Annotated in this window: 21 protein-coding genes; 2 read left to right on the top strand and 19 right to left on the bottom strand. The window is 69.6% G+C overall.

The genetic code is table 11. The features are described from left to right. Nucleotides 1-222: 222 nt before the first annotated feature. The 19 genes from OG520_RS12180 to OG520_RS12090 form a co-directional block, all read right to left on the bottom strand. Nucleotides 223-1,641, bottom strand: coding sequence for a DUF6177 family protein (locus tag OG520_RS12180; protein ID WP_406013182.1), 1,419 nt, complete (start codon nucleotides 1,639-1,641; stop codon nucleotides 223-225). A gap of 82 nt (nucleotides 1,642-1,723) precedes the next feature. Beyond that, complete coding sequence (eccCa, locus tag OG520_RS12175; protein ID WP_406013181.1) at nucleotides 1,724-5,695, bottom strand: type VII secretion protein EccCa; 3,972 nt, start codon at nucleotides 5,693-5,695, stop codon at nucleotides 1,724-1,726. Nucleotides 5,696-5,820: 125 nt separating this feature from the next. Next, a complete protein-coding gene (locus tag OG520_RS12170) occupies nucleotides 5,821-7,281 on the bottom strand; it encodes a hypothetical protein (protein WP_406013180.1) in 1,461 nt (486 codons plus the stop codon). Between the two features lie 53 nt (nucleotides 7,282-7,334). Further along, entirely contained in the window at nucleotides 7,335-8,708 is a 1,374-nt protein-coding gene (gene eccD / locus OG520_RS12165; RefSeq protein WP_406013179.1) for a type VII secretion integral membrane protein EccD, read from the bottom strand. A 103-nt stretch (nucleotides 8,709-8,811) separates the two neighbouring features. Continuing rightward, nucleotides 8,812-9,123: a hypothetical protein gene (locus OG520_RS12160; protein WP_266426773.1), complete on the bottom strand. Its 312-nt coding sequence runs from the start codon at nucleotides 9,121-9,123 to the stop codon at nucleotides 8,812-8,814. 256 nt (nucleotides 9,124-9,379) lie between these two features. Then, nucleotides 9,380-10,174: a DUF6508 domain-containing protein gene (locus OG520_RS12155; protein WP_406013178.1), complete on the bottom strand. Its 795-nt coding sequence runs from the start codon at nucleotides 10,172-10,174 to the stop codon at nucleotides 9,380-9,382. A 30-nt stretch (nucleotides 10,175-10,204) separates the two neighbouring features. Further along, nucleotides 10,205-10,606 (bottom strand): hypothetical protein, encoded by a 402-nt coding sequence (locus OG520_RS12150; protein ID WP_406013177.1) that lies wholly within the window; start codon nucleotides 10,604-10,606, stop codon nucleotides 10,205-10,207. Further along, nucleotides 10,603-13,272 (bottom strand): ADP-ribosyltransferase, encoded by a 2,670-nt coding sequence (locus tag OG520_RS12145; protein ID WP_406013176.1) that lies wholly within the window; start codon nucleotides 13,270-13,272, stop codon nucleotides 10,603-10,605. The genes OG520_RS12150 and OG520_RS12145 overlap by 4 nt, the downstream gene beginning before the upstream one ends. Continuing rightward, complete coding sequence (locus OG520_RS12140) at nucleotides 13,269-13,676, bottom strand: DUF6507 family protein (protein WP_406013175.1); 408 nt, start codon at nucleotides 13,674-13,676, stop codon at nucleotides 13,269-13,271. The genes OG520_RS12145 and OG520_RS12140 overlap by 4 nt, the downstream gene beginning before the upstream one ends. A gap of 68 nt (nucleotides 13,677-13,744) precedes the next feature. After that, complete coding sequence (locus OG520_RS12135; RefSeq protein WP_266415907.1) at nucleotides 13,745-14,056, bottom strand: pore-forming ESAT-6 family protein; 312 nt, start codon at nucleotides 14,054-14,056, stop codon at nucleotides 13,745-13,747. 21 nt (nucleotides 14,057-14,077) lie between these two features. Continuing rightward, nucleotides 14,078-14,410: a hypothetical protein gene (locus OG520_RS12130; RefSeq protein WP_266415905.1), complete on the bottom strand. Its 333-nt coding sequence runs from the start codon at nucleotides 14,408-14,410 to the stop codon at nucleotides 14,078-14,080. A 304-nt stretch (nucleotides 14,411-14,714) separates the two neighbouring features. After that, nucleotides 14,715-15,068: a hypothetical protein gene (locus OG520_RS12125; protein WP_406013174.1), complete on the bottom strand. Its 354-nt coding sequence runs from the start codon at nucleotides 15,066-15,068 to the stop codon at nucleotides 14,715-14,717. A 167-nt stretch (nucleotides 15,069-15,235) separates the two neighbouring features. Next, entirely contained in the window at nucleotides 15,236-15,991 is a 756-nt protein-coding gene (locus OG520_RS12120) for a hypothetical protein (RefSeq protein ID WP_406013173.1), read from the bottom strand. Continuing rightward, nucleotides 15,988-16,347: a hypothetical protein gene (locus tag OG520_RS12115; protein ID WP_406013172.1), complete on the bottom strand. Its 360-nt coding sequence runs from the start codon at nucleotides 16,345-16,347 to the stop codon at nucleotides 15,988-15,990. Before OG520_RS12115 ends, OG520_RS12120 begins: the two co-directional genes overlap by 4 nt. Before the next feature lie 71 nt (nucleotides 16,348-16,418). After that, a complete protein-coding gene (locus OG520_RS12110; protein WP_385339716.1) occupies nucleotides 16,419-16,802 on the bottom strand; it encodes a hypothetical protein in 384 nt (127 codons plus the stop codon). A 13-nt stretch (nucleotides 16,803-16,815) separates the two neighbouring features. Further along, nucleotides 16,816-19,140: a hypothetical protein gene (locus OG520_RS12105; RefSeq protein WP_406013171.1), complete on the bottom strand. Its 2,325-nt coding sequence runs from the start codon at nucleotides 19,138-19,140 to the stop codon at nucleotides 16,816-16,818. After that, nucleotides 19,137-19,505 carry a DUF6507 family protein gene (locus tag OG520_RS12100; RefSeq protein WP_399338530.1) on the bottom strand — a complete coding sequence of 123 codons (369 nt, stop codon included), beginning with the start codon at nucleotides 19,503-19,505 and terminating at the stop codon, nucleotides 19,137-19,139. Before OG520_RS12100 ends, OG520_RS12105 begins: the two co-directional genes overlap by 4 nt. An 89-nt stretch (nucleotides 19,506-19,594) precedes the next feature. Continuing rightward, on the bottom strand, nucleotides 19,595-19,906 hold the full coding sequence (locus tag OG520_RS12095; RefSeq protein ID WP_266415907.1) for a pore-forming ESAT-6 family protein: 312 nt from the start codon (nucleotides 19,904-19,906) through the stop codon (nucleotides 19,595-19,597). A 21-nt stretch (nucleotides 19,907-19,927) separates the two neighbouring features. Next, nucleotides 19,928-20,260 (bottom strand): hypothetical protein, encoded by a 333-nt coding sequence (locus OG520_RS12090; RefSeq protein WP_266415905.1) that lies wholly within the window; start codon nucleotides 20,258-20,260, stop codon nucleotides 19,928-19,930. Nucleotides 20,261-20,683: 423 nt separating this feature from the next. Here OG520_RS12090 and OG520_RS12085 point away from each other — a divergent pair, with 423 nt between their 5' ends. Both OG520_RS12085 and OG520_RS12080 read left to right on the top strand, forming a co-directional pair. Next, the gene (locus OG520_RS12085; RefSeq protein ID WP_406013170.1) at nucleotides 20,684-21,976 is read left to right on the top strand and encodes a cytochrome P450; all 1,293 of its coding nucleotides are present in this window, start codon (nucleotides 20,684-20,686) and stop codon (nucleotides 21,974-21,976) included. A 186-nt stretch (nucleotides 21,977-22,162) separates the two neighbouring features. Beyond that, nucleotides 22,163-22,681: a hypothetical protein gene (locus OG520_RS12080; RefSeq protein ID WP_406013169.1), complete on the top strand. Its 519-nt coding sequence runs from the start codon at nucleotides 22,163-22,165 to the stop codon at nucleotides 22,679-22,681. Nucleotides 22,682-22,713 lie beyond the last annotated feature (32 nt).

Genomic DNA, 22,713 nt, shown 5'->3' with positions numbered 1-22,713 from the left:
AGCTGTTTGTGACCGAAAGTGCTTGATCGTCAGGAAACGAGTGAACGTCTCTGAGCAGTTAATGACCTCTTGTGGTGATCGTCTGTCGGCGGCACGGGCGTCCGCCCGGACGTCAGCCCAGGCGCCCACGCCGTCGATTTCACGCCGCCTTCACGCCGCCCCGGGCATGCCGACGGCCCCGGCCCGGTCTCCCGGGACGGGGCCGTCGGCATGCCGTTCCGCTCAGGCGCCCTTGAGATGCCGCATCAGCCGCTCGAAATCCTGCCAGCCCGACAGGTCCGAAGGGTCACCAGGCAGCGGGTAGTACAGCGCCGGACGGGACCTCGGGCCGAGCTGGACCGGCGGCTCGGAGAGCGGGGTGCGCCGGGCGCGGTCGCCGGGCATCTCGCGCACCTCCTCCGCGCCGAGCACGAAGGCCAGCGGGACCCCCGGCCCCTCGAAGCGTGGCGGTACGGCCAGGTCCCGGCGGGCCTTGCGGAGTTGGACCAGCATCGACTGGAGGTGATGACGGGTGGCGAGCACCTCCGCCACCCGGGGCAGGGCGTCCAGCGGAAGTTCCTCGCCGGGGCCGTAGCCGAACGCCAGCGTGACGTCCTCCTCCACCCCCGCCTTCGTACGGCTGATGCGGACCGTGGCCAGGCCCGGCCGGTCCGGGCCGCCGACCACCACGAGCCAGGTCGGCGCGGGCGCCCGGTCGAAGGCGACATCGGTCAGCCGGCGCAGCGACCACGGCAGGTTGGCGGGCTCGGCGGTGCCCCACCCCGCCGGAGCCTGCCCCGTCAGCTCCTGCCACACCGACTCCAGGGACCCGCCCAGCACCAGCCGGTCGTCCGCCGGGTGGACCGTGCGGAACGAGATGGCCAGCTGACGCTCACCGGTGTTCGCGACCTCCTGGTACGAGGCGGCCACCGGCGTGCGCGGGTCCTCGGGGGTGGCGTCGGCCGACTCGACCGTCGCGAACATGCCGTTCTGCCAGCGCAGTACGGCACCGGACAGACCGTCGTAGTAGCCGTCCTTCTCGTCCTGCACCACCCAGCGCGACGGCCAGCCGCTCAGGCTGTTGCGTACGGCGGGGGAGAGCACGGCACCCGGCGAGGTGACGATCTGGAGCCCCAGCTCGGCATTGGCCGCGGCCCGGAACGCGTCCGAGAGCCAGGCCGTCATGGCGATCACCGGACGGTCCTGGATGATGACGGCCACCTTGTCGGTGAGCGCGTCGACGGCGGGCTGCGCGGCGGCGGGCGTGGGCGCGACGCTCACCCCCTCGGTCTTCACCACCGCCAGCGAACGCGCGGCCTCCGGCGGCCAGGCGGAGCCCCCGGCCAGCGTCGCGATCCGGGCCGCGAAGGTGCCCGCGAGCCGCTCGGCCTCCTCGACACCGGTGGTGGCGCGGGCCTCCGTCCACCAGAACGGGACCGGGGGCGCGGTGGCCCCGAGCAGCCGCTCGGCCTCGCCCGCGACCTGCACCAGCACCGGCGCCTCGATGGAGACGAGGGGTCGGCCCTGATCGTCGCAGAGCTGCACGACGGCATCCTCGCCCGTCGTCCCCACCAGCTTGTCCGGGCCGCCCGCGAGCAGCCCTGCGAGCACGGTCAGCGGGTCGGGCATGCGCGTGGTGAGGGCGATGACGTCCTTGGTCATGTGGTCGGCCGTTCCTTCTTCGTCCGGAGTGCGGATGTGCGGTGGGGAGCGGCCCGCGGACGCGGGACCGCTCCCGGGCGCGTCACTCCGCGGTGTACACGGTCTGGATCAGACGGTTGGGCTGGCCCCTGCGGATGAACACACCGCGCCCCGGCGGCTGCTGGGCCGCGTACACACCGGGGAACAGCTGGCCCTCGCTGCGGTCGCCCGACATCAGGAGCGCCGAGGCCCCCGACTCGCGCAGGCCGAGCATCAGCGGGTCGTACATGCCGCGGGAGGCGCCCGCGACCCGGCGCGTCAGCACGAAGTGGAGCCCGATGTCGACGGCGGACGGGATGTACGGCAGGAACGGGTCGAGCGGCGACTGGCCGGCCGTGGTCAGCACGTCGTAGTCGTCGACCAGGATCACGATCCGCGGACCGCTGCCCCAACTGCCGGGCTCCAGGTCCTCGGTGTCCGCCCGGTCGTCGGGCAGCCGCTTCTCCAGCTCGCCGGCGATACCGGCGGCCAGGCCCGCGCACATCTTGGGGTTGTACGCGTAGCCGCCGCGGAACTCCTCCGGGATCGCGCCGCGCAGACCGCGCCGCGGGTCCATGACGGCGAAGACCAGCTCCTCCTCGCCGTAGCGCTCGATCAGCCCACCGGCGACGGTCTTCAGCAGGTTCGTCTTGCCGCACTCGCTGTCGCCCATGATCAGCAGATGCTGGTCGTGGTGGAACAGGTCGAGCACGGCGGGCGCGAGCGCCGTCTGGTCCAGGCCGATCGGCACCCGCTTGGGCTCGGCGACCGGGCCCGGCAGCAGGTGCGGCTCCAGGATGTGCGGCAGGATCCGCACCGGCTGGGCGACCTCGCCGCTCCAGGTGGCGCGGATCGTGCGGGCGGTGTGCTCCAGGACCGCGCCCAGATCCGAGACGTCCGCGAGACCGTCCGTGCGCGGCAGCGCGACCTGCGCGAAGAGCTTGCCGTCGGTGAGGATGCGGCCCGGCTCGTCGGGCGACAGGGTCTGCGCGAGCTTGCGGTCGATGCTGGACTCGCTGGGGTCGTTCAGCCGCAGCTCGACCCGGGTGCCGAAGTTCGACTGGGTGGCGATGCGTACGTCGTTCCAGCGGAGCATGCCCGCGACGACATGGATGCCGTAGCCGCCACCGCGCTTGAGGATGTCGACGACGGCATCGTCCAGCTCGTCGAAGTCGTCGCGCAGTGCGCCGAAACCGTCGATGATCAGCACGATCTCGGCCGAGGCCAGCCGGGGCAGCCGGCCCGCCGCGTGCAGCGAACGCAGCTGCTCCACGGAGTCGATGCCGTGCTCGCGGAAGAGCTCCTCGCGGACCGCGAGCATCCCCCGCACCTCCTCGACGGTGCGCCCCGCGCGCTCCCGGTCCGCACGGCCGGCGACGCCGCCGACGTGCGGCAGCCCCGACACGGCCTGGAGACCGCCACCGACCAGGTCGAGGCCGTAGACGCCGACCTCCTGCGGAGTGTGGGTCAGCGCGATGGCGAGCGCGAGCGTGCGCAGCATCGTCGTCTTGCCCGCCTGCGGACCGCCGATGATCGCGGCGTGACCGCCCGCCACCGTGAGGTCCAGGTACCACTGGCCCTGCCACTGCTTGGTCGGGTCGTCGAGCAGGCCGAGCGGCACCTGGAGCGGACCGCGCCGCTTGGCCAGCTGCATCCCGCGCGGGCCCACGTCCAGCGGCCCCGCGACCTTGTCCAGGGCGACGGAGTCGGGCAGCGGCGGCAGCCAGATGCGGCGCACCGGACCGGCGGCCTCCCGCAGCTGGTCGACGATGACGCCCATCTCGGTCGGCCCGGTCTCCCGGCGCCGCACCTTCGGCTCCTCGCCCGAACTCACGGGCTCGGCCAGGGTGTTGAAGGCCTCGTACTCCAGGGCGAGCGGACCCGCGTCCTCCTCCTGCGTACGCTGCACCGGGCCCCGGTACGCGCCCGAGACGTAGCTCGCCTTGAAGCGCTCGTAGTGGCTGGTGTCGACCTTGAGGTAGCCGAACCCGGGCAGCGGCGGCAGATGGAAGGCGTCCGTGGTGTCCAGGACCGTGCGCGACTCGTCGGCGGAGAAGGTACGCAGACCGAGCCGGTAGGAGAGATAGGTGTCCAGGCCCTTGAGCTTGCCGCCCTCGATGCGCTGGCTGGACAGCAGCAGGTGCACACCGATGGAGCGGCCGATACGGCCGATGGACAGGAACAGGTCGATGAAGTCCGGCTTCGCGGTGAGGAGTTCACCGAACTCGTCGATCACGACGAACAGATGCGGCAGCGGATCCAGATCGGGCCGCCGGTCCGCGCGCAGCGCCGCGTAGTCACCGATGTCGGCGACATTGCCCGCGTCCTTGAGCACCTGCTGGCGGCGCTTGACCTCACCGGCGAGCGAGGCGTGCACCCGCTCGACGAGGCCCGCCTGGTTCTCCAGGTTGGTGATGACACCCGCCACGTGCGGCAGATCCGCGAACGGGGCGAAGGTCGCACCGCCCTTGTAGTCGACGAGGACCAGGGCGAGGTCTTCCGGCGGGTGCGTGGCCACCAGGGCGAGGACCAGGGTCCGCAGCAGCTCCGACTTGCCGGAACCGGTGGCCCCGACACACAGCCCGTGCGGACCCATGCCCAGCTCGGAGGACTCCTTCAGGTCCAGGAGCACCGACTGGTGGGAGTCGCTGATGCCGATCGGCACGCGCAGGAAGGCACGTTCGCCGCGCGGCGCCCACAGGCGCGAGAGGTCGAGCTGCGCCACGTCGTCGATGCCGAGCAGGTCGGCGAAGTCGACGGGCCCGGACAGCGGGGCGTCCACCAGCGATTCGGCGGACAGCCGCATCGGCGCCAGCATCCGGGCCAGGCCCTCGGCGAACGGGATGCCGACCTCGTCCACGGTGCCGTGGGCGCTGATCGGCTCCTGCTCGCGCAGGTCCTCGATGACCACCCCGTTGCCGTCGACGGTGATCCGGACACTGACGTGGCCCGGCTCCTGGACCCGGTGTTCGAGCAGGTGCAGCACGCTGACGCCCATCTCGCGCAGCCCGACCGCGTCGTCCGGGCGCGGCAGGTCGACGGCGTCCTCGCCGTGCCCGTCGGTGACGACGAGCAGCCGGGACGTCATGGACAGCGCGTCCTTGCCGGACAGACCGCGCCGCACCTCGGCCGCGTACGAGGCACGACGGCGCAGCTCCGGACCGATCTGGCGGGCGAGCTGGGGCGCGGACGGGGCGATCCGGCGCGCGGCGACCGGACCGTCGAACTGCTCGCTGTCGAGCAGGTGCGGCATCCACTTGGCCCACTCCCAGTCGGCCAGCCGGTCACCGGGCACGGCGAGCGCCATCGCGACGTCGTCGGGGGCGTGCGTGGCGGCGGTCTGGACGAGCAGGGCGCGCGCGACGCGCAGACAGTCCTCGCGGGGGCCGATGACACTGACGTTGCCGACCCGGTCGAGCGGGACGGTGAGCGGGAGTTCGGTACCGGTACGGAAGCGGTCCATCAGCGCGGACGCCTCGTTGAGCATGAAGGTGTCGGGTGGCGAGAGGACGGACGAGCCCTGCTGGGCGACCGTCAGATCGCGCACCGGCATCTCACCCGTGCCGACGCGTACCCGCAGGAAGTCGCCGTCGAGCCGGCGCCGCTCCCAGACCCGGGCCGGGTCGCGCACGATGTCGTACAGGGCGTGCGGCGGCGGATTGAGGACATCGGCCCGCTCGGCCCGCCGGCGCTCCTCGACGGAGAGCTCCTCGCGCAGGTCCTCCAGATAGGCGAGGTAGGCCTCGCGCTGGGTACGACGGGTGCGCTGGGCCTTGCCGCGCTGCGAGAAGACCAGCGCCACGGAGCCGATGACGGTGACGACGAGGATGATCGCACCGAGCCCGGCGAACTGACTGTTGCGTACGACCGTCATCATCACGACGGAGGACATCACACCGGCGACGGGCAACAGCGACATCGCGATGTTGCCCGACTTGCCCTCGGGCAGGTTCGGCGGGGCCTCGATGGTGCGCGCCTCGGAGGCGGCCGGCGGCCGGGTGGTCCTGGCCGGGCGGTGGATCAGTCGGGTACTCATCGTCGTCCGTCACTCGGGGTCGGGTCAGGTCGTGTCCGCAGGGTCCCGTCCGGCCTGCGGGCGTACGACGGGGCTCTGCGGACACGACCCGGGCATCGGGATCAGTGGGTGCTGCCGATCGGTGATCAGTGGTGCTGCTGGGAGAGCCGGAACACGTCCGCGGCGAGCCGGGTGGCGGCCTCCCGGGTCGCGTGCGCCAGGAGTTCGGTACGGATCTCGCCGCCGGCCGCCAGATGCCGGTCGTACGGCAGCACCTGGACACTCGCGCCGGTGGCCTTCAGCTTCTCCGCCGCCTCGTCGAGATCGAGTCCGGGGTGCGGCACCAGTTCGCTGAGCACGACGACCGTGCCGGCGATCACCTGCCGGGGCAGCGACTGCATCCAGGTCAGGACCGCGTACGTGCTGGTGATGCCCTCCAGCGTGGCGGGCGCGGCCAGCACCCGGGCCTGGGCGGCGGACAGCGCGACCCGGGCGACCTCGGCGGGCAGCGTCTCGCAGTCGACGACGGTGACGCCGAAGTAACGGCGCAGCGACACCATGACCCGCTCGTACGCCCTGCTGTCCAGCATCGCGCCGATCTGGCCCTGACTGCCGGGCAGCAGCCAGGCGTTGCCAGGGAGCTGGACGAGATAGCCGGTGATGTCCAGCAGCGACATCTGCGGCTCGATGATGCCCGCCAGGTCACCGGTGGTCCAGCGCAGCGACTCGGCGCCGAGCCGCAGCGGCAGCGAGCCGAGCGCCGGGTCGGCCTCGACGAAGAGGACCGGGTCCTGGCGGTAGTGCGCGTACGTGGAGCCGAGCAGCGCGGCGACGGTCGACTTGCCCGCGCCGCCCCGGATGGAGGTGACGGCGATCTGCCGGCCGGTCGTCACCGGCTGCTGGAGCATCTCGGCGGTGGCGGTGGTACGGGCGACCTCGCGCGCGGCCGAGGAGGACACGCTCACCCGCAGGGCCCGTGCGGCCCGTGCGGCGAACGGCTCGCCGCGCCGCGCCTTGCGCCCGACGGCGGCCAGCTGCCGGTCCACCACGGGCCGGGAGTCGGGGGTGTGGTGGGGCCGGGTGCCCGGGGTGTACGCGGGCTGCGGCTGTTGCGGCTGGGCCTGCTGCGGCTGCGCCTGCCCGACGGGGTGGGCGGCCACGGCCTGCTGCTCCTGGTAGCCGGGGTGCTGCTGGTGCGGTTGCTGTTGTTCCTCGTGTCCGGGGTACTGCTGGTGCGGCTGGTGCTGTTCCGGGTACCCGGCGTACTGCTGCTGTCCCTGGTAGCCGGGGTGCTGCTGGGCCGGCTGCTGTTCCTGGTAGCCCGAGTACTGCTGAGGCTGCTGCTGTTCCTGATAGCCGAGGTGCTGCTGGGGCTGCTGGGGGTCCTGATACCCGGGGTGCTGCTGGGGTGCCCCGTAGGCGTGGGCGTTCTGCGCGGGCAGGGCGGGACCCGGCGCGGCGGCACCGTACGGCTGACCGCCCTGACCGCCCTGACCCTGCGCGGGCGCACCGTACCCCTGACCGCCGGGGCCCTGCGCGCCCTCCTGGGCGGCGCCGCCCCTCATGGCGCGCAGCACATCGCCCTGCCAGTTGTCTTCGTTCGGCATGTCTGCCCTTCTTTTTCGCCCTGCTGCCCCGCCCGGAGCACCTGCGCGTCGACTCAGAACTTGTTGAGCAGCTGTCCGTACACGCCGAACACACCGACGGCGAGCGGGAAGAGCCCCACCACGCCGATGGATTCGACCAGATCGGCCATGCGCCGCAGCCGGACCTGCACATGCTCGGGCGGCTGCACCGCCAGGACGAGCAGCGGCAGCACCGCGGCCACGACCAGCAGGGCGAGCGGACCGGCGCCCCCGGCGTGCTGCATCCACAGCATGACCAGGCGCACGACCAGGACCGCGGCGGCGGCGAACAGCGCCACGACCTCGGCGACCAGCGGGAAGGCCCGCGCCCGGGAGAGCAGCACGAGGGCCACCAGCGAGGGGAGCGCCACGGTCCACACAGACGGCTTGTCGGCCAGCGTGAGCAGCCAGCCGCCGGCCGCCGCGGAGACCGCGGTGATCACCGTCGCCAGGGCGAGGCCGCGGTGGGTGGCCGCCAGCGCGTTGCCCACCTGGTGGCGGCTGACGGAGGCGCCGCCGGAGCGGCGGTCGTCGAGCGCGGTGAGCCCGGACGCCGCCAGGGCGAGCCGGGGGAGCAGTCCGAGCAGGACGACGGAGAAGACGGCCATCACCGCGCCGAGCCGGGCCAGATCGTCCTGGACGGCGGCGACGGCCTCCCACACCACGGTGATCGCGGTGGTGGCGACGGCGCCGATGAGCCCGCCGCGGCCGAGCGGCGAGAAGTAGCCGAGGAGCACCAGCGTCAGGACCAGCGCGGCGGCCACGGCGGCGAGCCGCGAGGTCCCCGCCCAGTCGTAGGCGTCCGCGGCGGTCCAGGCGGTGAGGATGCCGAGGCTGCCGGAGGCGAGCAGGAGCGCCGTCGCCAGACCCCGGTTGCCCTGCCCGATCTTCGCGATGAGCGCACCGGCCGCCAGCAGGACGAGCGTGGCGGCCGTGAGGGCGCCGGTCAGCGCGTCCAGGGCGAACTCACGCCGGGCGAGCAGCGCGGCGACCACCGCGAAGGCCACCGACGCCACACCCGCACTCGTCCGGCGCGCGGCGGGACGCCAGCGCCAGGCCTGCAGATCGAGATCGTCGGCCACCAGGTCGGTGACATCGTGCACGACCGGGGCAGGGGGCGCGGAGTGGGCCCGGACGAGCCGGAGCACCGCACCGTCCGCGATCCCGGCCGAGGACAGCGTGCTGTCGTGGGGGAGCGCGGACCCGTCCGACGTGATCAACTGCCGTGTCATCGGGCGCGAAGCCGCCCGGTCGTCCAGCAATTGCAGAATGTCCGGCAGCAGTTGCCCGATCGGGGTGTCGGACGGCAGGACGATATCGGCCCGGCGTCGCTCACCGACCAGAGTCACCCGGCTGAGCTGCGCTCGGGAAGTCGTTGCTGTGCTCACCACTTTACGGGAACCTATCATCGCGACGTTTTGAGGAGTCGGGCAGCTTGGCGTGCCCATGCTACTAGCGCCTTCTCAGTTCCCTTTGCGGGGAACTCTTTCTGAATTTGCCGGAGTTACTGACTTATTGGGGATTCTTCGCCGATTCCCCGGTTTTCTCCGGTTGCGCCGTTTTCGTCGGCTGCTGGTACTGCTGTTCCTGGCGCTGCTGCTTCTGCTGTTCGGCCTTCTGCTTCTCCAGCATGTTCTGGACGAACGACCACCCCACACATCCCGCGCACAGCACGGCGGCGATGGCGATGCCCGCGAACACCTTCCCGAGCCGCTCGTCCGCCGTGCGCCGTGCCCGCTGCGCGCCGAACAGCAGTGCGTCGCGCATCCTGCGCCGCCGTACCGCCACCGACTCCAGAAGCTGGCTGTCGTAATCCCGTGCCATTCGTCTTGTCGTCCGTTGCCTCAGTCGTACGTTGCGTCGGTCATGGTCGCTGCATCATCGGCCCGTCGGCGCGAGGAACGGCGGCCGGGGCCGGGTCACTCCCGCCCACTCCGGGGGAGCGGCATATTCCGCATCAGTCGGCGGGCACCGTACGGGAATCCCCTAATTCACTCCTGCAACATAAGGCATGGGCGAGCAGGCAGTACAGCCCAGGTTGCGGCACGAGCGAGCACGGCGAACGCGCATTCCGTATTCGTCAGGGATCGTCCCGCGAGCCGTTGGCCACGGCCTCGTACCAGGCGCACAACGACTCGGCCACGGCGTCGAGAAGACCGTCCCCCGCCGCCTGCGCGATCGTCCCGTCGGAGAAGCGTTCCCCACGCACCACGGCGGTGGCCGCACGCACCGCGTCGGCCGGACTCAGCCGTCCGTCGGCGGGCACGGCCGGCGGCGGGTTGTCCCGCCACAGGTACGCGGGCGTCACCGCGCCGACGGCGGGCAGCGCGCGCACCAGGCGTTGGAGCCGCTCGCCGTGGAGCGGGTAGCTCATCCGCCAGGTGCCGTCGGGCTGCTTCCCACCCTCGGACCACCGCACGGCGCGGTCCTCGTCCGTGAGCGCGGCGAGCGCGCTCCTCAGCTCACGCCACGCGTCGGCGTTCTCGCGGTCGAGCTGAGCCAGCAGACGCCGGTCGTCGGCCTCGGTGACGACGTGGGCCAGCTCCCTGAGCGCGGCCAGGGACGGGGCCGCGGCCAGGGAGTCCGGGACGACATGGCTGACGCACCTCGGGTCCGAGCCGCGGGCCAGCTCGGCGAGCGCGGCTGTGGGTGCGAGCCCGCGCGCCTTGGCGGTGCCGAGCTTCGCGGACCATTCGAGCCCTTCGTCGAACCCGGCCCGGTCACCGGCGGGCCGCAGGCACCAACCCGCGGCGTCATCCTCGTCGTTGGCCCACAGATAGCCCATCGCCTCGCCGCGCGCGTTGGCGACGGCGAGGTGATGGACCGGCTTGTCGGTCTCGGCGCGGTATCGCGGTGCGTCGGGTTCGTACGTCATGGTCAGCTCTTGTCGTGGGTGGGCCGGGCCTCAGCCCGCGTCGGCCAGGCTCCTGACCACCTCGACGTTCGGTGCCTCGGTCAAGGATCCGGGCACGACATAGCTGCTCTTCGTGGGGTCCGACTCCTGAATCATCTCCGCCAGAGCGGACGTCGGCGCAAGCCCACGGGCCTTTGCGTCGTGGAGCTTCCTGGCCCACCTGGCGCCCTTGTTGAATGCCTCGTCACCGCCTGCCTTGCGCACCAACCACCCGGCGGCGTCGTCTTCGTCGTTCGCCCACACGTAGCCGATCACCTCGCCGTCCTTGCCCGCCACTGTCAGGTATTGGACGGGCTTGTGGGACAGACGGCTGTAGCGCGGTGGCCCTCCGGGCGCCTCGTTGAACAACAGATCCTCGTTCAACCGCGGATTGGGCCGCTGTTCGTTGCTCATCCGTGCACCGCTCCCTTATTCGAAGGCAGGACTTCCCCATAGACCTGGACCTGACCATTGTCCATAAAGACACGGGTCACCTTGAATTCGGAACCGCGGGCCAGGAGCAGTTCCCGCTCCTCCACATCGAACTTCGAGACCTTCTCCAGCCACAGGGCGGGCGTCCCCTTCGGCACGCGGAGGTGCAGGATCGCCTCCTTGCCGGCGAAGCCGGACACCGGGTGGTTACCGAGGGAGGTCGAGGTGTACCCCTTGTCCGGGTACGTCTGGCCCAGCATGTCGAATGGGGAGTCCAGCTTGAGGTGACCCAGACCAGTACCCCGGACGACCATGATGTCGTCGGGCACGGCACGGGTGGACAGAACTCGGTCCATCTCGGCGATGTCGTGCGTCACCGCGGCGCTGGGACCGTAGCCCTCGGTACCCCTCAGGTAGCCGTTCATGTCGTGGTAGGAGGGGAACGTCTCACCCGTGTAGTCCCGAAGGGCTTGCTTCGCGGACGGGTCCAAGTTGTCCACATAGTCGTTCCAGTGGTTCCGACCGTATGCGATCGCGGCCTTGTTGTCGGCGAACGGAACGGTACCGTCCGTCAGTTCGGCTGCCGCGACCGCGTGCTTCTCGGCAGTCGGGAGATCATCGAAGTCGTCCGCGGAAACGTGCGGGGTGTACTTGAAGCCATCACCCGCACCCCCGCCACCCGGCCCGTCCGCACCGTGATGCCCGGCCGTCGTCGCGTCGTCGGCGCCGTGCAGCGCGTCTCCGGCGGCGCCGTGCGGGTCGACATGCCCGCCGTGGTCACCGACGTGCGCCGCGTCGTCGCCGTGCGCGGCCACGTCGTCCGCGTGCCCGCCGCTGTGCGACTCGTTGTGCCCGCCGCCGTGTGAACCGTCGTGCCCGTGCGCGCCCGGTCCGTCGTGGCCCGGGGTGTGCGGGGCGTCCGTCGTGTGCGGGTTGCTGCCGGGTACGCCGTGGTCCGGTCCGTGCGCGCCCGTGGGCAGGTCGTGCCCCGGAGCCGTGTGGCCAGGAATGTCGTGCCCCGCGCCCGTCGGGAAGTGGTCGGTGGGGACGTGACCGCCGACGCCGCCCGGGACATGGCCGGGTACGTGGCTCGCCGGGTCGAAGTGTGCTGGGGCGGGGCCGAAGGATCCGTTCGGTACGTGGTTGGGTGTTCCGCCGGGTACGTGGCTCGCCGGGTCGAAGTGTGCTGGGGCGGGGCCGAAGGATCCGTTCGGTACGTGGTTGGGTGTTCCGCCGGGTACGTGGCTCGCCGGGTCGAAGTGTGCTGGGGCGGGGCCGAACGATCCGTTCGGTACGTGGCCGGGTGCTCCGCCCGGTACGTGGTCGAAGCCGCCTCCCGCGTGAACTCCCGACGGCACCGGCTGCTGAATCTGCCAGGACGACGGCAGGCCCGAGGTGTGGGGGACCGTGTCGTGCGGGATCGGAGTCGTTTCGACCACGCCGTTCGGGGCGATCAGATTCCCGTTGGGCTCCAGGAGGCGACCGTCGGGCAACTGCACCGAACCGTCGGGGAGTTTGGGGATCTCGATGTTGCTGATGCCCTTGAGGCCCTTGGTGATGTCGCCGATCTTGGACAGGCCCGCACCGGCGCCCTTGGCGATGTAGGTCATCGGGTCGATGACCTTGCCGGCCTTGCCCGCGACGGACAGCACCTTCGCGACCGCGCCGGCCTTCCCGGCTCCTGCGGCGGCGCCGCCGGCGCCTCCGGTGAACACGGTCGTCAGGACGTTGAACGTGACGGCCCCGGCCGCCCGGCCGGGGTTCTTGCCCCACTCGTCCCACGCGACCAGGGCCTTGCCGGTCTCCTTCATCGCGGTGCGCGAGTCACGCAGCCAGGAGGGGAGTTTGTCGTCGGGCAGGGTCCAGAAGAGGGTCGAGGCGCCGGGGATCGCGCTGATCGCGAGGCCGGTCGCGAGCTGGGCCAGGCCCTTCCAGGCCTGCCCCATCGCGTCCCAGCCACCGAACCCGACGAGGGTGCCCAGGCCCTTGATGGTGCCCCAGATCCCGTCGACGATCAGCCCGTCCCACACGAACGACTTGACCCAGTGACCGACCTCGTACCAGTGGTGCTTCTCCTCGACCGGGTCGCCCCAGGGAAGTTTCGCGTTCTTCAGGTCGTCCGCGTCGAACCCGTACTGGTCCTTGCGCTCGGACCCGTCCCCGGCGACCATCTGCGTCCCGCCGAACAACGCGGTGATCTTGTTGTGACAGGTCCGCTCCGCCGCCCAGAACGCGGCGACCGTCGCGGTGATGTCGTCGCGGAGCTGATTGTGCTCCTCGACCTTGTCCCCGTCGTACTCCCAGTCGTCGTCGTCCTTGTTGTCGTTCACGAACGTCGTCGCGTCCGCCTTGAGCTGCGTGAGCTTCGTGACCAGCGGACGGATCTCCGTCGCATAGTCCGACAACGACGAAGCGACCTTCTCCAGATCGTCCGCGAACCCGTCCGCCCGGTCCTGCACCGGCTTCGTCGACGCGAACAACTGCTCCGCCTCAGGAGCCTTGTAATACGCCGACAACGCCTGGAAATGCGTATGGACGGACGATCCGGTGTCCCGGACATGACCCGCATCCGCCGTCAGGCTCGCGTGGTCCTTCTCCAGCTGACCCAGATCACCCGTGTACTGCGGAATCGCCTCAGGCTTGATCACCGCGACTGCACCCCCGGCTTCTTCGGATCCAGATCCACCGCACCCAACGCCTTGCGCTGCGCCTCGGCGGCCATGTCCAGGTCACCGTTGAGGTACGCGGTCGTGGCGTCCACCGCACCGGTCAGCGACTTCCCCGCCCGTGCCGCGATGAACTTCAGATCCGGGGTGGTGTGCTCCGCGAACTGCGACAACGCCAACGCGACCAGACCACCCACGGCCTGCTCCCCGTCCTTGCCGCCACCGCCGCCGTCGCCGCCCTCGGCGGTGATCGTGCCCGCACTCGACGCCGCCGACGACAGATGATCCCCGTACGACGTCGCATGCGTCTGAATCCTCGACGCGATCTCACCCGTCGTCTTCAGCACACCCTGAATACCCTGCGGCTTCAGATCCCAGCCGGTCATGCCCTACCTCATGCTCCCCGTTACCGCGCCGACCCCGAACCCACCCCCAGGCAGGTTTCCCGGACGAGTCAGCCGATGTTGTCGACCGCGGCCTTCGCGCGCGTGATCGTGTGCTGCGCCGTGCCGTCGTTCTTCTCCAGCGTCGTCTTCAGCAGCTGGATGATGTTCTTGACCTCCTGCGAGGAACGGTTCCACCGCAGTTCCTTGCCGTGGTACTCGTCCGCCACACCATCGGCCGCGAAGTCCGCCATCGCCGCCTTCACTTGGCCGTCCCGCGCGGCGATCACTTCCTCCAGGCGCCCGATCACCACCTGGATGTTGCCCTGCGCGTCCGCGGACGCGCCGATGTCGTACGAACGACGGTCACCGTCACCAGCCATCAGAAACCCAACTCCCCGTTGTCACCGGCCGCCGAAGCGCGCCGCGTCGAAGTTCGCCGCCGACATCTGCTGCCGCGCGTTGTCACCCTGCTCCTGATCACCCGAACCGAACGCCTGCTCCATCCCCGACTGACCACCGAGAAGAGCCGAAAGCGAACCGTTCAACGCCGCCGTGATCTCGTCCGAACGACCCTTGAACGAATCGAACGCCGCACGGCCCGCACCGTTGAACTTCCCCTCCAACGGCGCCGCCGCCTGCAACAGCTGACGAATCAACGTACCCAGGTCATCACTCGACCCACGCGACTTCGACGACAGATTCGTCAGAACCTGCGCCCCCATGTCGAACTTCATTCAGTCCCCCTGCCGAGCCTGTGCAAACAAATGTGCTGACCATCCCTATCAACTCCGGGGTGCTGAAGCAATCGAGGACCTCGGGGCTGTGGACAGGCTGTGACAGGGCTACCGAAGCACGGCGCAGGCTATGACGTGTGAAAACGAAATACATGACCGGGCCGCAGGGGAAGGGGAGCCCTCCCGGCTCGACGGGGCTCCCGAGGATCTTCGGTCGATCTTCACTCCCTGTACACGATTTGAGCGGCGATCATTCGATCGCCCTATCCGTAGCCTGGTGATCGCCTGCGGACCCGGCGGGTCATCAGGATCCGGCGAGCCTCTTCGTCGTCGATTCGATGAACGCGGCGGCTTCGATCTCGGTGATCTCGACATGGTCGATCTCGTTGTGGCCGAGCGCATACAACCGGAGGTATTCGGTGGGTTCCCAGCGGAGATTCCGGGTGAACGCCTCGTCGTACGTTTCCGCTTCCCGGCCGATGGTGCGGCGCCGGAGGATCCCGCGCGGGCTGTTCCGGGGAAAGCCCTCACTGATCTTCGCGCAGTAGGTGACCCGGCTGCCAGGGTCGACGTACTCGCCGACGTCGAAGAACGGCCGGCCCTCCTCGGCGCCGCAGGCGCGCGCCCACAGAGCCGCACGGCGCATGTGCTCACGCATCAGCAGCGCGCGTGAACGACCGTGGGCGAAGGCCGAGTCCAAGATCGTCCCAGGCGATGGCCCGCAGCCGCTCAGGGGCGGCCCGCGACGGTTCGCTGTTCTTTCGTAGCCCGTCCCCGGCCGGCATCGGCCGACCGCTCCTCGACCTCGCCATCGGCCGCAACGCGTCAGGTGCGGGAGGAGCCCCGGATGGCCGACTGGATGAGCTCGGCCGCTTCGATGTCGCCGATCTGCGTGTAGACAATATCGGTCTTCTTCTCGTCGGAGAGCTGGAGCAGGTCCGTCGGCTCCCAGCGCAGGTCCTGCGTGAAGACCTCGTCGCGCTGCTCCGCAGCCTTGAGCAGACGCCGTCGCAGGACGGGCCCCGAACGGTCGGCTGTCGCGTGGTAGGAGATCCGTCCCTTGGCGTCCAGGGCGTCCAGCGTGCGCCCGTCGAAGGTGAGGAAGGGCAGGTCCGCGAGGTGGTTCCGAAGGCTGCGGGGCTTGATGGACACACCGGTCAGGTCGAGGAATCCGGCCCCGTCCTGAAGGAACTCGCCGCCCCGCTCGTAGAAGAGGATCAGGGGCTCGTAGAGGTCGGGCAGGTCGGGCGTCGCGATGTTGCCCTGTGCGCGGAGCTCCGTAAATCGTACGGCCGCCCCGCAGGTCTTCCGGGCGCCGTATGCGACCTTCTTGAGGCACTCGTCGAGCTTCGTGGCAAGTGCCGGTGGGAGCCGGAACTCCTTGTCGATGTATTGAGTGACATCGAAGAAGGGCCAGTCGCCCTCGGCGTCGTATGCCTGGGCCCACAGAGCGGAACGTCGAAGGTACTCGTGCATCAGCAGACGGCGGGACTGCGCGTGGTCGAAGGCGTGATCCCAATCGCCGGACCAGTCGGCTGTACGCAGCCTTTCCAGCAGAGCGAGTGTCGATCCATCGGTCATTTCAGGTCCAGTCCGTTCGAACGGAGCTCCTGGAAGGCAGCCTCCATCGCCTCGTTGATGTTTGAGAGGTCGGGCGCCAGTTCAATCTTCGGCGCATCGAGCCCGAGCCCTTCCCATTGCGCGAACCCGCCCCTGCGCTCGCTGAACTGCCCGAAGGAATAGCCTCTGCCCCGCTCGAACATGAGCAGGATCGGCTCGTAGGGATCGGGCAGCTCGGGCAGCTTGACCTTGCCCTCGGCCCGCAGCGCGGCCCAGCGGACCGCGCCGCGGCACACCCGCTCGATGGCCGGCTCCAGGTCGTCCCAGGCGATGGCCCACAGCCGCCCGAGGACGGCCCGCGACGATTCGCCGCTCACTCGAAAACCCGCCCCTGGGCCGATGAGACCGATCGGCCCGGCAAAAAACCTGCCAGGCCGGTCCGGGCCGGTCAGAGATTCGCGTCGACGTACTTGGCGACCTCCACCATTTGGGCTTCGTTCTCGGGGGGCACCAGATAGTCGTGTTCCCTGATCCGCGCGAGGAATTCCTCGGGGAGTTCTACGTGGTGTGTCCAGACGTAGAACCAGAGGTCTCCCCTCCAGAGCCACTCTCCGTCGGAGAAGATCGAGTCGCCACCGAGTACGGTCCTGCCGGAACCGAGCACGTCTTCGGAGGAGCCCATGACGCTGAAGACCTCGTGGCCTCCGAGCAGATACTCGGTGATCCGTTTGGCATCTTCGTAAGGGTTCGGCGCAAGGAAGTCCCGCACACTTCCTCTCGGAGTTCCGAACGAGGGTGCCCAGAGTTCCTGGAAGAAATCGGCGATCTGCATGGGTGATCCTCTGCTAGCGGGCCATGGGAAGGAATGTTCGCCAGTATCCTCCACCAAAGATCTTCGGAATCTGGTTGGGACCGAGCTTGGTGTTCACGCCGACCTTGTTCGTCGGGGCCATCACAGGGACTCCGAGTTCATTGGCGACGGCCTGTGCGGCGGGGATGTCCAGCACGCCTTCTCCTGCCGTTCCCGTATGGCACGACACCAGCCGCACCGGGCCTCCGTCGTAGCTCGGGTTGGCCCGTATGGCATCCGCGATGTGTGTGGGGTGAGTGTCACCGGCAGAGAAGGACGATCCGGCCTCGTTCACCCGCCCGGGTTCGAAGAAGCCCTGGTTGTTTCCGTGCACAACCACGTCGTGGTACCCCGGGAGCGGCTCGACCAGGTCGAAGTTGACCCTCGTGCTCCTGTCGTAGCCCACGGCTGTTCGCCCGTCTCCGAAGTAGACGGGGTCGCCGGTGTCCAGAATCAGATCGCCGGGTTCCTTGGGCTGTGCCGGAATTCTGGATTCCGGTGAAACCCGGGCCTCGTAGTCGCGGCGGGTGCCCATATCGGCGTCGTGGTCCGGGGAGTGGGGCCCGTCGCCGGCATCAGGTGTGGGGTGGTGATCGGCCGCAGGTCCGTCGGGCGAAGGCTGGTGACCGTCCGAATCGTGGGCATGCGGTTCGTCCGGCCCGTTGTCCGGGGTGTGCTCGGGCTCCGAGGAGCCACCCTCGTGCGGGTGTGCAGGCCCATCCGGCGTTTCCCCAGGGTGGGACGGGGTGTCCCCGCCGTGTCCCGTTCCGCTGCCGGACGGGTGGTCGGCAGGGTGGGTGGTCCCTCCGAAAGCGTCGTCACCCATGTGACCGACATCGGTTGCCGTGTGGGTGCCCGCACCGACCAGCGCCGGTTCTCTGACCGTGTTTTCCACGTCAGGGAGGTGAGGGGAGGTCTCGGCGGGCGCGTCCTTGGCGTGCTGGACGGTGTCGCCGTGTTCGTTGAGGAGGTTGCCGTCGTGGTCGAAGTACTGGACGGGGACGTCGGTGTGGGTGGGGAGTTTGGTGGTGTTCTCGGGCAGGAGGGGGGCGTCGTCGGGGAACTTGATGTTGCCGTCGGGGAGTTTGACGCCGCCCTCGGGGATCGGGGCGCCGTCGGGGAGGTGGACGGTGCCGTCGGGGAGCTTGAGGGAGCCCTCGGGCAGGGTGATCGCGTCGTCGGGGAGTTTGGGGATCTCGATGTTGCTGATGCCCTTGAGGCCCTTGGTGATGTCGCCGATCTTGGACAGGCCCGCACCGGCGCCCTTGGCGATGTAGGTCATCGGGTCGATGACCTTGCCGGCCTTGCCCGCGACGGACAGCACCTTCGCGACGGCTCCGGCTTTGCCTGCTCCTGCGGCGGCGCCGCCGGCGCCTCCGGTGAACACGGTCGTCAGGACGTTGAACGTGACCGCTCCGGCCGCCCGGCCGGGGTTCTTGCCCCACTCGTCCCACGCGACCAGGGCCTTGCCGGTCTCCTTCATCGCGGTGCGCGAGTCACGCAGCCAGGAGGGGAGTTTGTCGTCGGGCAGAGTCCAGAAGAGGGTCGAGGCGCCGGGGATCGCGCTGATCGCGAGGCCGGTCGCGAGCTGGGCCAGGCCCTTCCAGGCCTGCCCCATCGCGTCCCAGCCACCGAACCCGACGAGGGTGCCCAGGCCCTTGATGGTGCCCCAGATCCCGTCGACGATCAGCCCGTCCCACACGAACGACTTGACCCAGTGACCGACCTCGTACCAGTGGTGCTTCTCCTCGACCGGATCGCCCCAGGGAAGCTTCGCGTTCTTCAGGTCGTCCGCGTCGAACCCGTACTGGTCCTTGCGCTCGGACCCGTCCCCGGCGACCATCTGCGTCCCGCCGAACAACGCGGTGATCTTGTTGTGACAGGTCCGCTCCGCCGCCCAGAACGCGGCGACCGTCGCGGTGATGTCGTCGCGGAGCTGATTGTGCTCCTCGACCTTGTCCCCGTCGTACTCCCAGTCGTCGTCGTCCTTGTTGTCGTTCACGAACGTCGTCGCGTCCGCCTTGAGCTGCGTGAGCTTCGTGACCAGCGGACGGATCTCCGTCGCATAGTCCGACAACGACGAAGCGACCTTCTCCAGATCGTCCGCGAACCCGTCCGCCCGGTCCTGCACCGGCTTCGTCGACGCGAACAACCGCTCCGCCTCAGGAGCCTTGTAATACGCCGACAACGCCTGGAAATGCGTATGGACGGACGAACCGGTGTCCCGGATATGACCCGCATCCGTCGTCAGGCTCGCGTGGTCCTTCTCCAGCTGACCCAGATCACCCGTGTACTGCGGAATCGCCTCAGGCTTGATCACCGCGACTGCACCCCCGGCTTCTTCGGATCCAGATCCACCGCACCCAACGCCTTGCGCTGCGCCTCGGCGGCCATGTCCAGGTCACCGTTGAGGTACGCGGTCGTGGCGTCCACCGCACCGGTCAGCGACTTCCCCGCCCGTGCCGCGATGAACTTCAGATCCGGGGTGGTGTGCTCCGCGAACTGCGACAACGCCAACGCGACCAGACCACCCACGGCCTGCTCCCCGTCCTTGCCGCCACCGCCGCCGTCGCCGCCCTCGGCGGTGATCGTGCCCGCACTCGACGCCGCCGACGACAGATGATCCCCGTACGACGTCGCATGCGTCTGAATCTTCGACGCGATCTCACCCGTCGTCTTCAGCACACCCTGAATACCCTGCGGTTTCAGATCCCACCCAGTCACCGGCACACCCCCGTGAACCAATCAATCAATGACAGCCGATCAGGAACAGCTCAGCCGATGTTGTCGACCGCGGCCTTCGCGCGCGTGATCGTGTGCTGCGCCGTGCCGTCGTTCTTCTCCAGCGTCGTCTTCAGCAGCTGGATGATGTTCTTGACCTCCTGCGAGGAACGGTTCCACCGCAGTTCCTTGCCGTGGTACTCGTCCGCCACACCATCGGCCGCGAAGTCCGCCATCGCCGCCTTCACCTGGCCGTCCCGCGCGGCGATCACTTCCTCCAGGCGCCCGATCACCACCTGGATGTTGCCCTGCGCGTCCGCGGACGCACCGATGTCGTACGAACGACGGTCACCGTCACCAGCCATCAGAAACCCAACTCCCCGTTGTCACCGGCCGCCGAAGCGCGCCGCGTCGAAGTTCGCCGCCGACATCTGCTGCCGCGCGTTGTCACCCTGCTCCTGATCACCCGAACCGAACGCCTGCTCCATCCCCGACTGACCACCGAGAAGAGCCGAAAGCGAACCGTTCAACGCCGCCGTGATCTCGTCCGAACGACCCTTGAACGAATCGAACGCCGCACGGCCCGCACCGTTGAACTTCCCCTCCAACGGCGCCGCCGCCTGCAACAGCTGACGAATCAACGTACCCAGGTCATCACTCGACCCACGCGACTTCGACGACAGATTCGTCAGAACCTGCGCCCCCATGTCGAACTTCATCCAGTCCCCCTGCCGAGCTGAGCGAACAAATGTCTCGCTATGCCTATCAACTTGCCGGGGCCGGAGGCAATTGGGGCCCATGGTGCTGTTGAGAGGCTGTGACAGAGTCACCGGTGGGTCCGGCGCAGGCAAGGGAGCCGAACACGGAGCGCCTGACCCGGTCATGGTGGGCCGGGAGCCGTTCCGGAGTGGCCGGGCTCCCGCAGATCTTCAGGCGGTCCTGCACGGTGCGCGCACGATCACCGGCCGCGGCTGTCCGATCGCCGCAGGACGGATCTGGTGCCGCCGGGGCGCTGATTGCTCACGCTCTGAGACAGAATGCCGTTTGGCACAAGCCGTGTCGCCGCCGGCCACTATCCACATCCGCGCCTGCTGCACAGCTGTTTCACGTCCGCACCGTGTGTGCGGACCGCGCGACGACTCATGGAGTGCAGATTGACTACGACGTTCCGCTCTCGGATCACCGCCCGGATCGGGCGCAGCTACCTGTCCAGGATCCAGAAGTACGGGATCGGGTCCTCGACGGTCAGGCTGCTCCCCGACGACCTGCTGATGATGCTGCGCAGGGACGGCCTCGACCCGGTGGACAAACTGGCCAGGACCCGGGCGAAGCGGCCGGTGCACAAGGTCTCGCTGCCGTTCGGCATGGACGCCTGGGTGGTCAGCGGCTACGAGGAGTCGAAGGCCGTCCTCGGCTCGGCCGACGGATTCAGCACCGACTTCGCGCATCTCGCGACGAACGCCGGGGTGGCCGCCGAGCAGAGTCCCGGCGGGCTCGGGTTCAACGATCCTCCCGTGCACACGCGACTGCGCCGCATCCTGACCCCGGAGTTCACGATGCGCCGGCTGCGGCGTCTGACCCCCAGGATCGATGCCATCGTCGCGGAACGCCTCGACGCGATGGAAGCCGCCCGGGGCCCGGTCGACCTGGTGCAGGAGTTCGCGCTGCCGATCCCCTCCCTCACGATCTGCGAGTTGCTCGGCGTGCCGTACGAGGACCGCGACGACTTCCAGCAGCTCGCCATGGACCGCTTCGACCTCTTCGCCGGAACGACCGCGCCCTTCGGCGCGATGTCGGAGTCGCTGGAGTACTTCAGGGGCGTCGTCGAGGCGCAGCGCCGGAAGCCGGGCGACGGTCTGCTCGGCATGATCGTGCGGGAGCACGGCGACGACGTCGACGACGAGGAACTCGCGGGCCTCGCCGACGGGGTGCTCACCGGCGGCTTCGAGACGACCGCCAGCACGATCGCCCTCGGCTCCCTCGTGCTGCTGCAGAACGGGGACGTCTTGCAGCGAATACGCAACGACGACGCCATGACCGCCCCCTTCGTCGAGGAAGTGCTGCGCTACCTCTCCGCGGTGCAGATTGCCTTCCCCCGGTTCGCCCGCGAGGACATCGAGATCGGCGGAGTGGTCATTCCCCGGGGCGACATGGTGCTCTGCTCGCTGAGCGCCGCCAACCGCGATGCCGCGTACGTCACGGACGACGGGCGCTTCGACCCGCACCGCACTCCCTCGGCCGGCCATCTCGCCTTCGGCCACGGCATCCACCGCTGCATCGGCGCCGAACTGGCCCGGATGGAACTGCGCACGGCCTACCCGGCCCTGGCCCGGCGGTTCCCCGGGATGCGGCTCGCCGTCCCGCCCCAGGACCTGGCGTTCCGCAAGCTGTCCATCGTGTACGGCATCGAATCGCTGCCGGTACACCTGCGCTGATGCGGGCCCGGGGCCTCTCCGGCGGGTGAGCCGCGCACCGGAGGGGCGCTCCCGCCCGTGGCGCCGACCCGGTGCCGACCCGGTGACGACCCACCGCCGACCCGACGGGCCTCCCGCCGAGGCCTAGCGTGAACGGACGGCCCGGCGCACCTTGTGATGCCATGACCGGCGCACGATCATGGGCCCATGCCAACTCGCGCCGGACAGTTCGACGTTGCGTCGGTTCTGCGGGAGGTGAAGATGGTCCGCCTGGAGGGGCTGGTGCGGCTCCGCGGGCTCGACCTGCCCCTGCTGCGCAGGGCCGCCGCGTCAGTGCCGGGAGCCGTGACCGACGCCTGGCCCGTCGATGTCGAGAACCTGTTGCGCGCGTGCGTCTCCCGACTCGGCGGCGGAGACCTCCAGGAGGCGGCCGAGCGCACGCTCGGGCTGGCCCCCGGCATGCGCGACCGGGCGGCTGCCGACCGGCGCCGGCTCGCCGCCGAGGTGTACAGCCTCAGCGTGGAGCGCTTCCGCAAGAGCCAGGAGGAGATGATCCTCGGCCAGATCGCCGAGTGGGTGTGCTGGATCGCCGGCAACGGGAACCGGCACGCCGCGTCGGCCGACACCGTCATGCTCGCGCCGCACCTCCAGCACCGCGCCCTGCACGGCGTGCGGGGGCGTTCGGTGAGGTGCGGGAGGCCGGGGCGGTCTCCCAGCACTCGATGATGCTCACCGCGAGCCCGCCCCGCGCGGTCTCC

The sequence above is a fragment of the Streptomyces sp. NBC_00984 genome (assembly GCF_045162475.1).
Lineage (GTDB): Bacteria > Actinomycetota > Actinomycetes > Streptomycetales > Streptomycetaceae > Streptomyces.
Note: the sequence above shows the minus strand (reverse complement) of the source record. Positions and strands in the feature narration are given on the sequence as shown.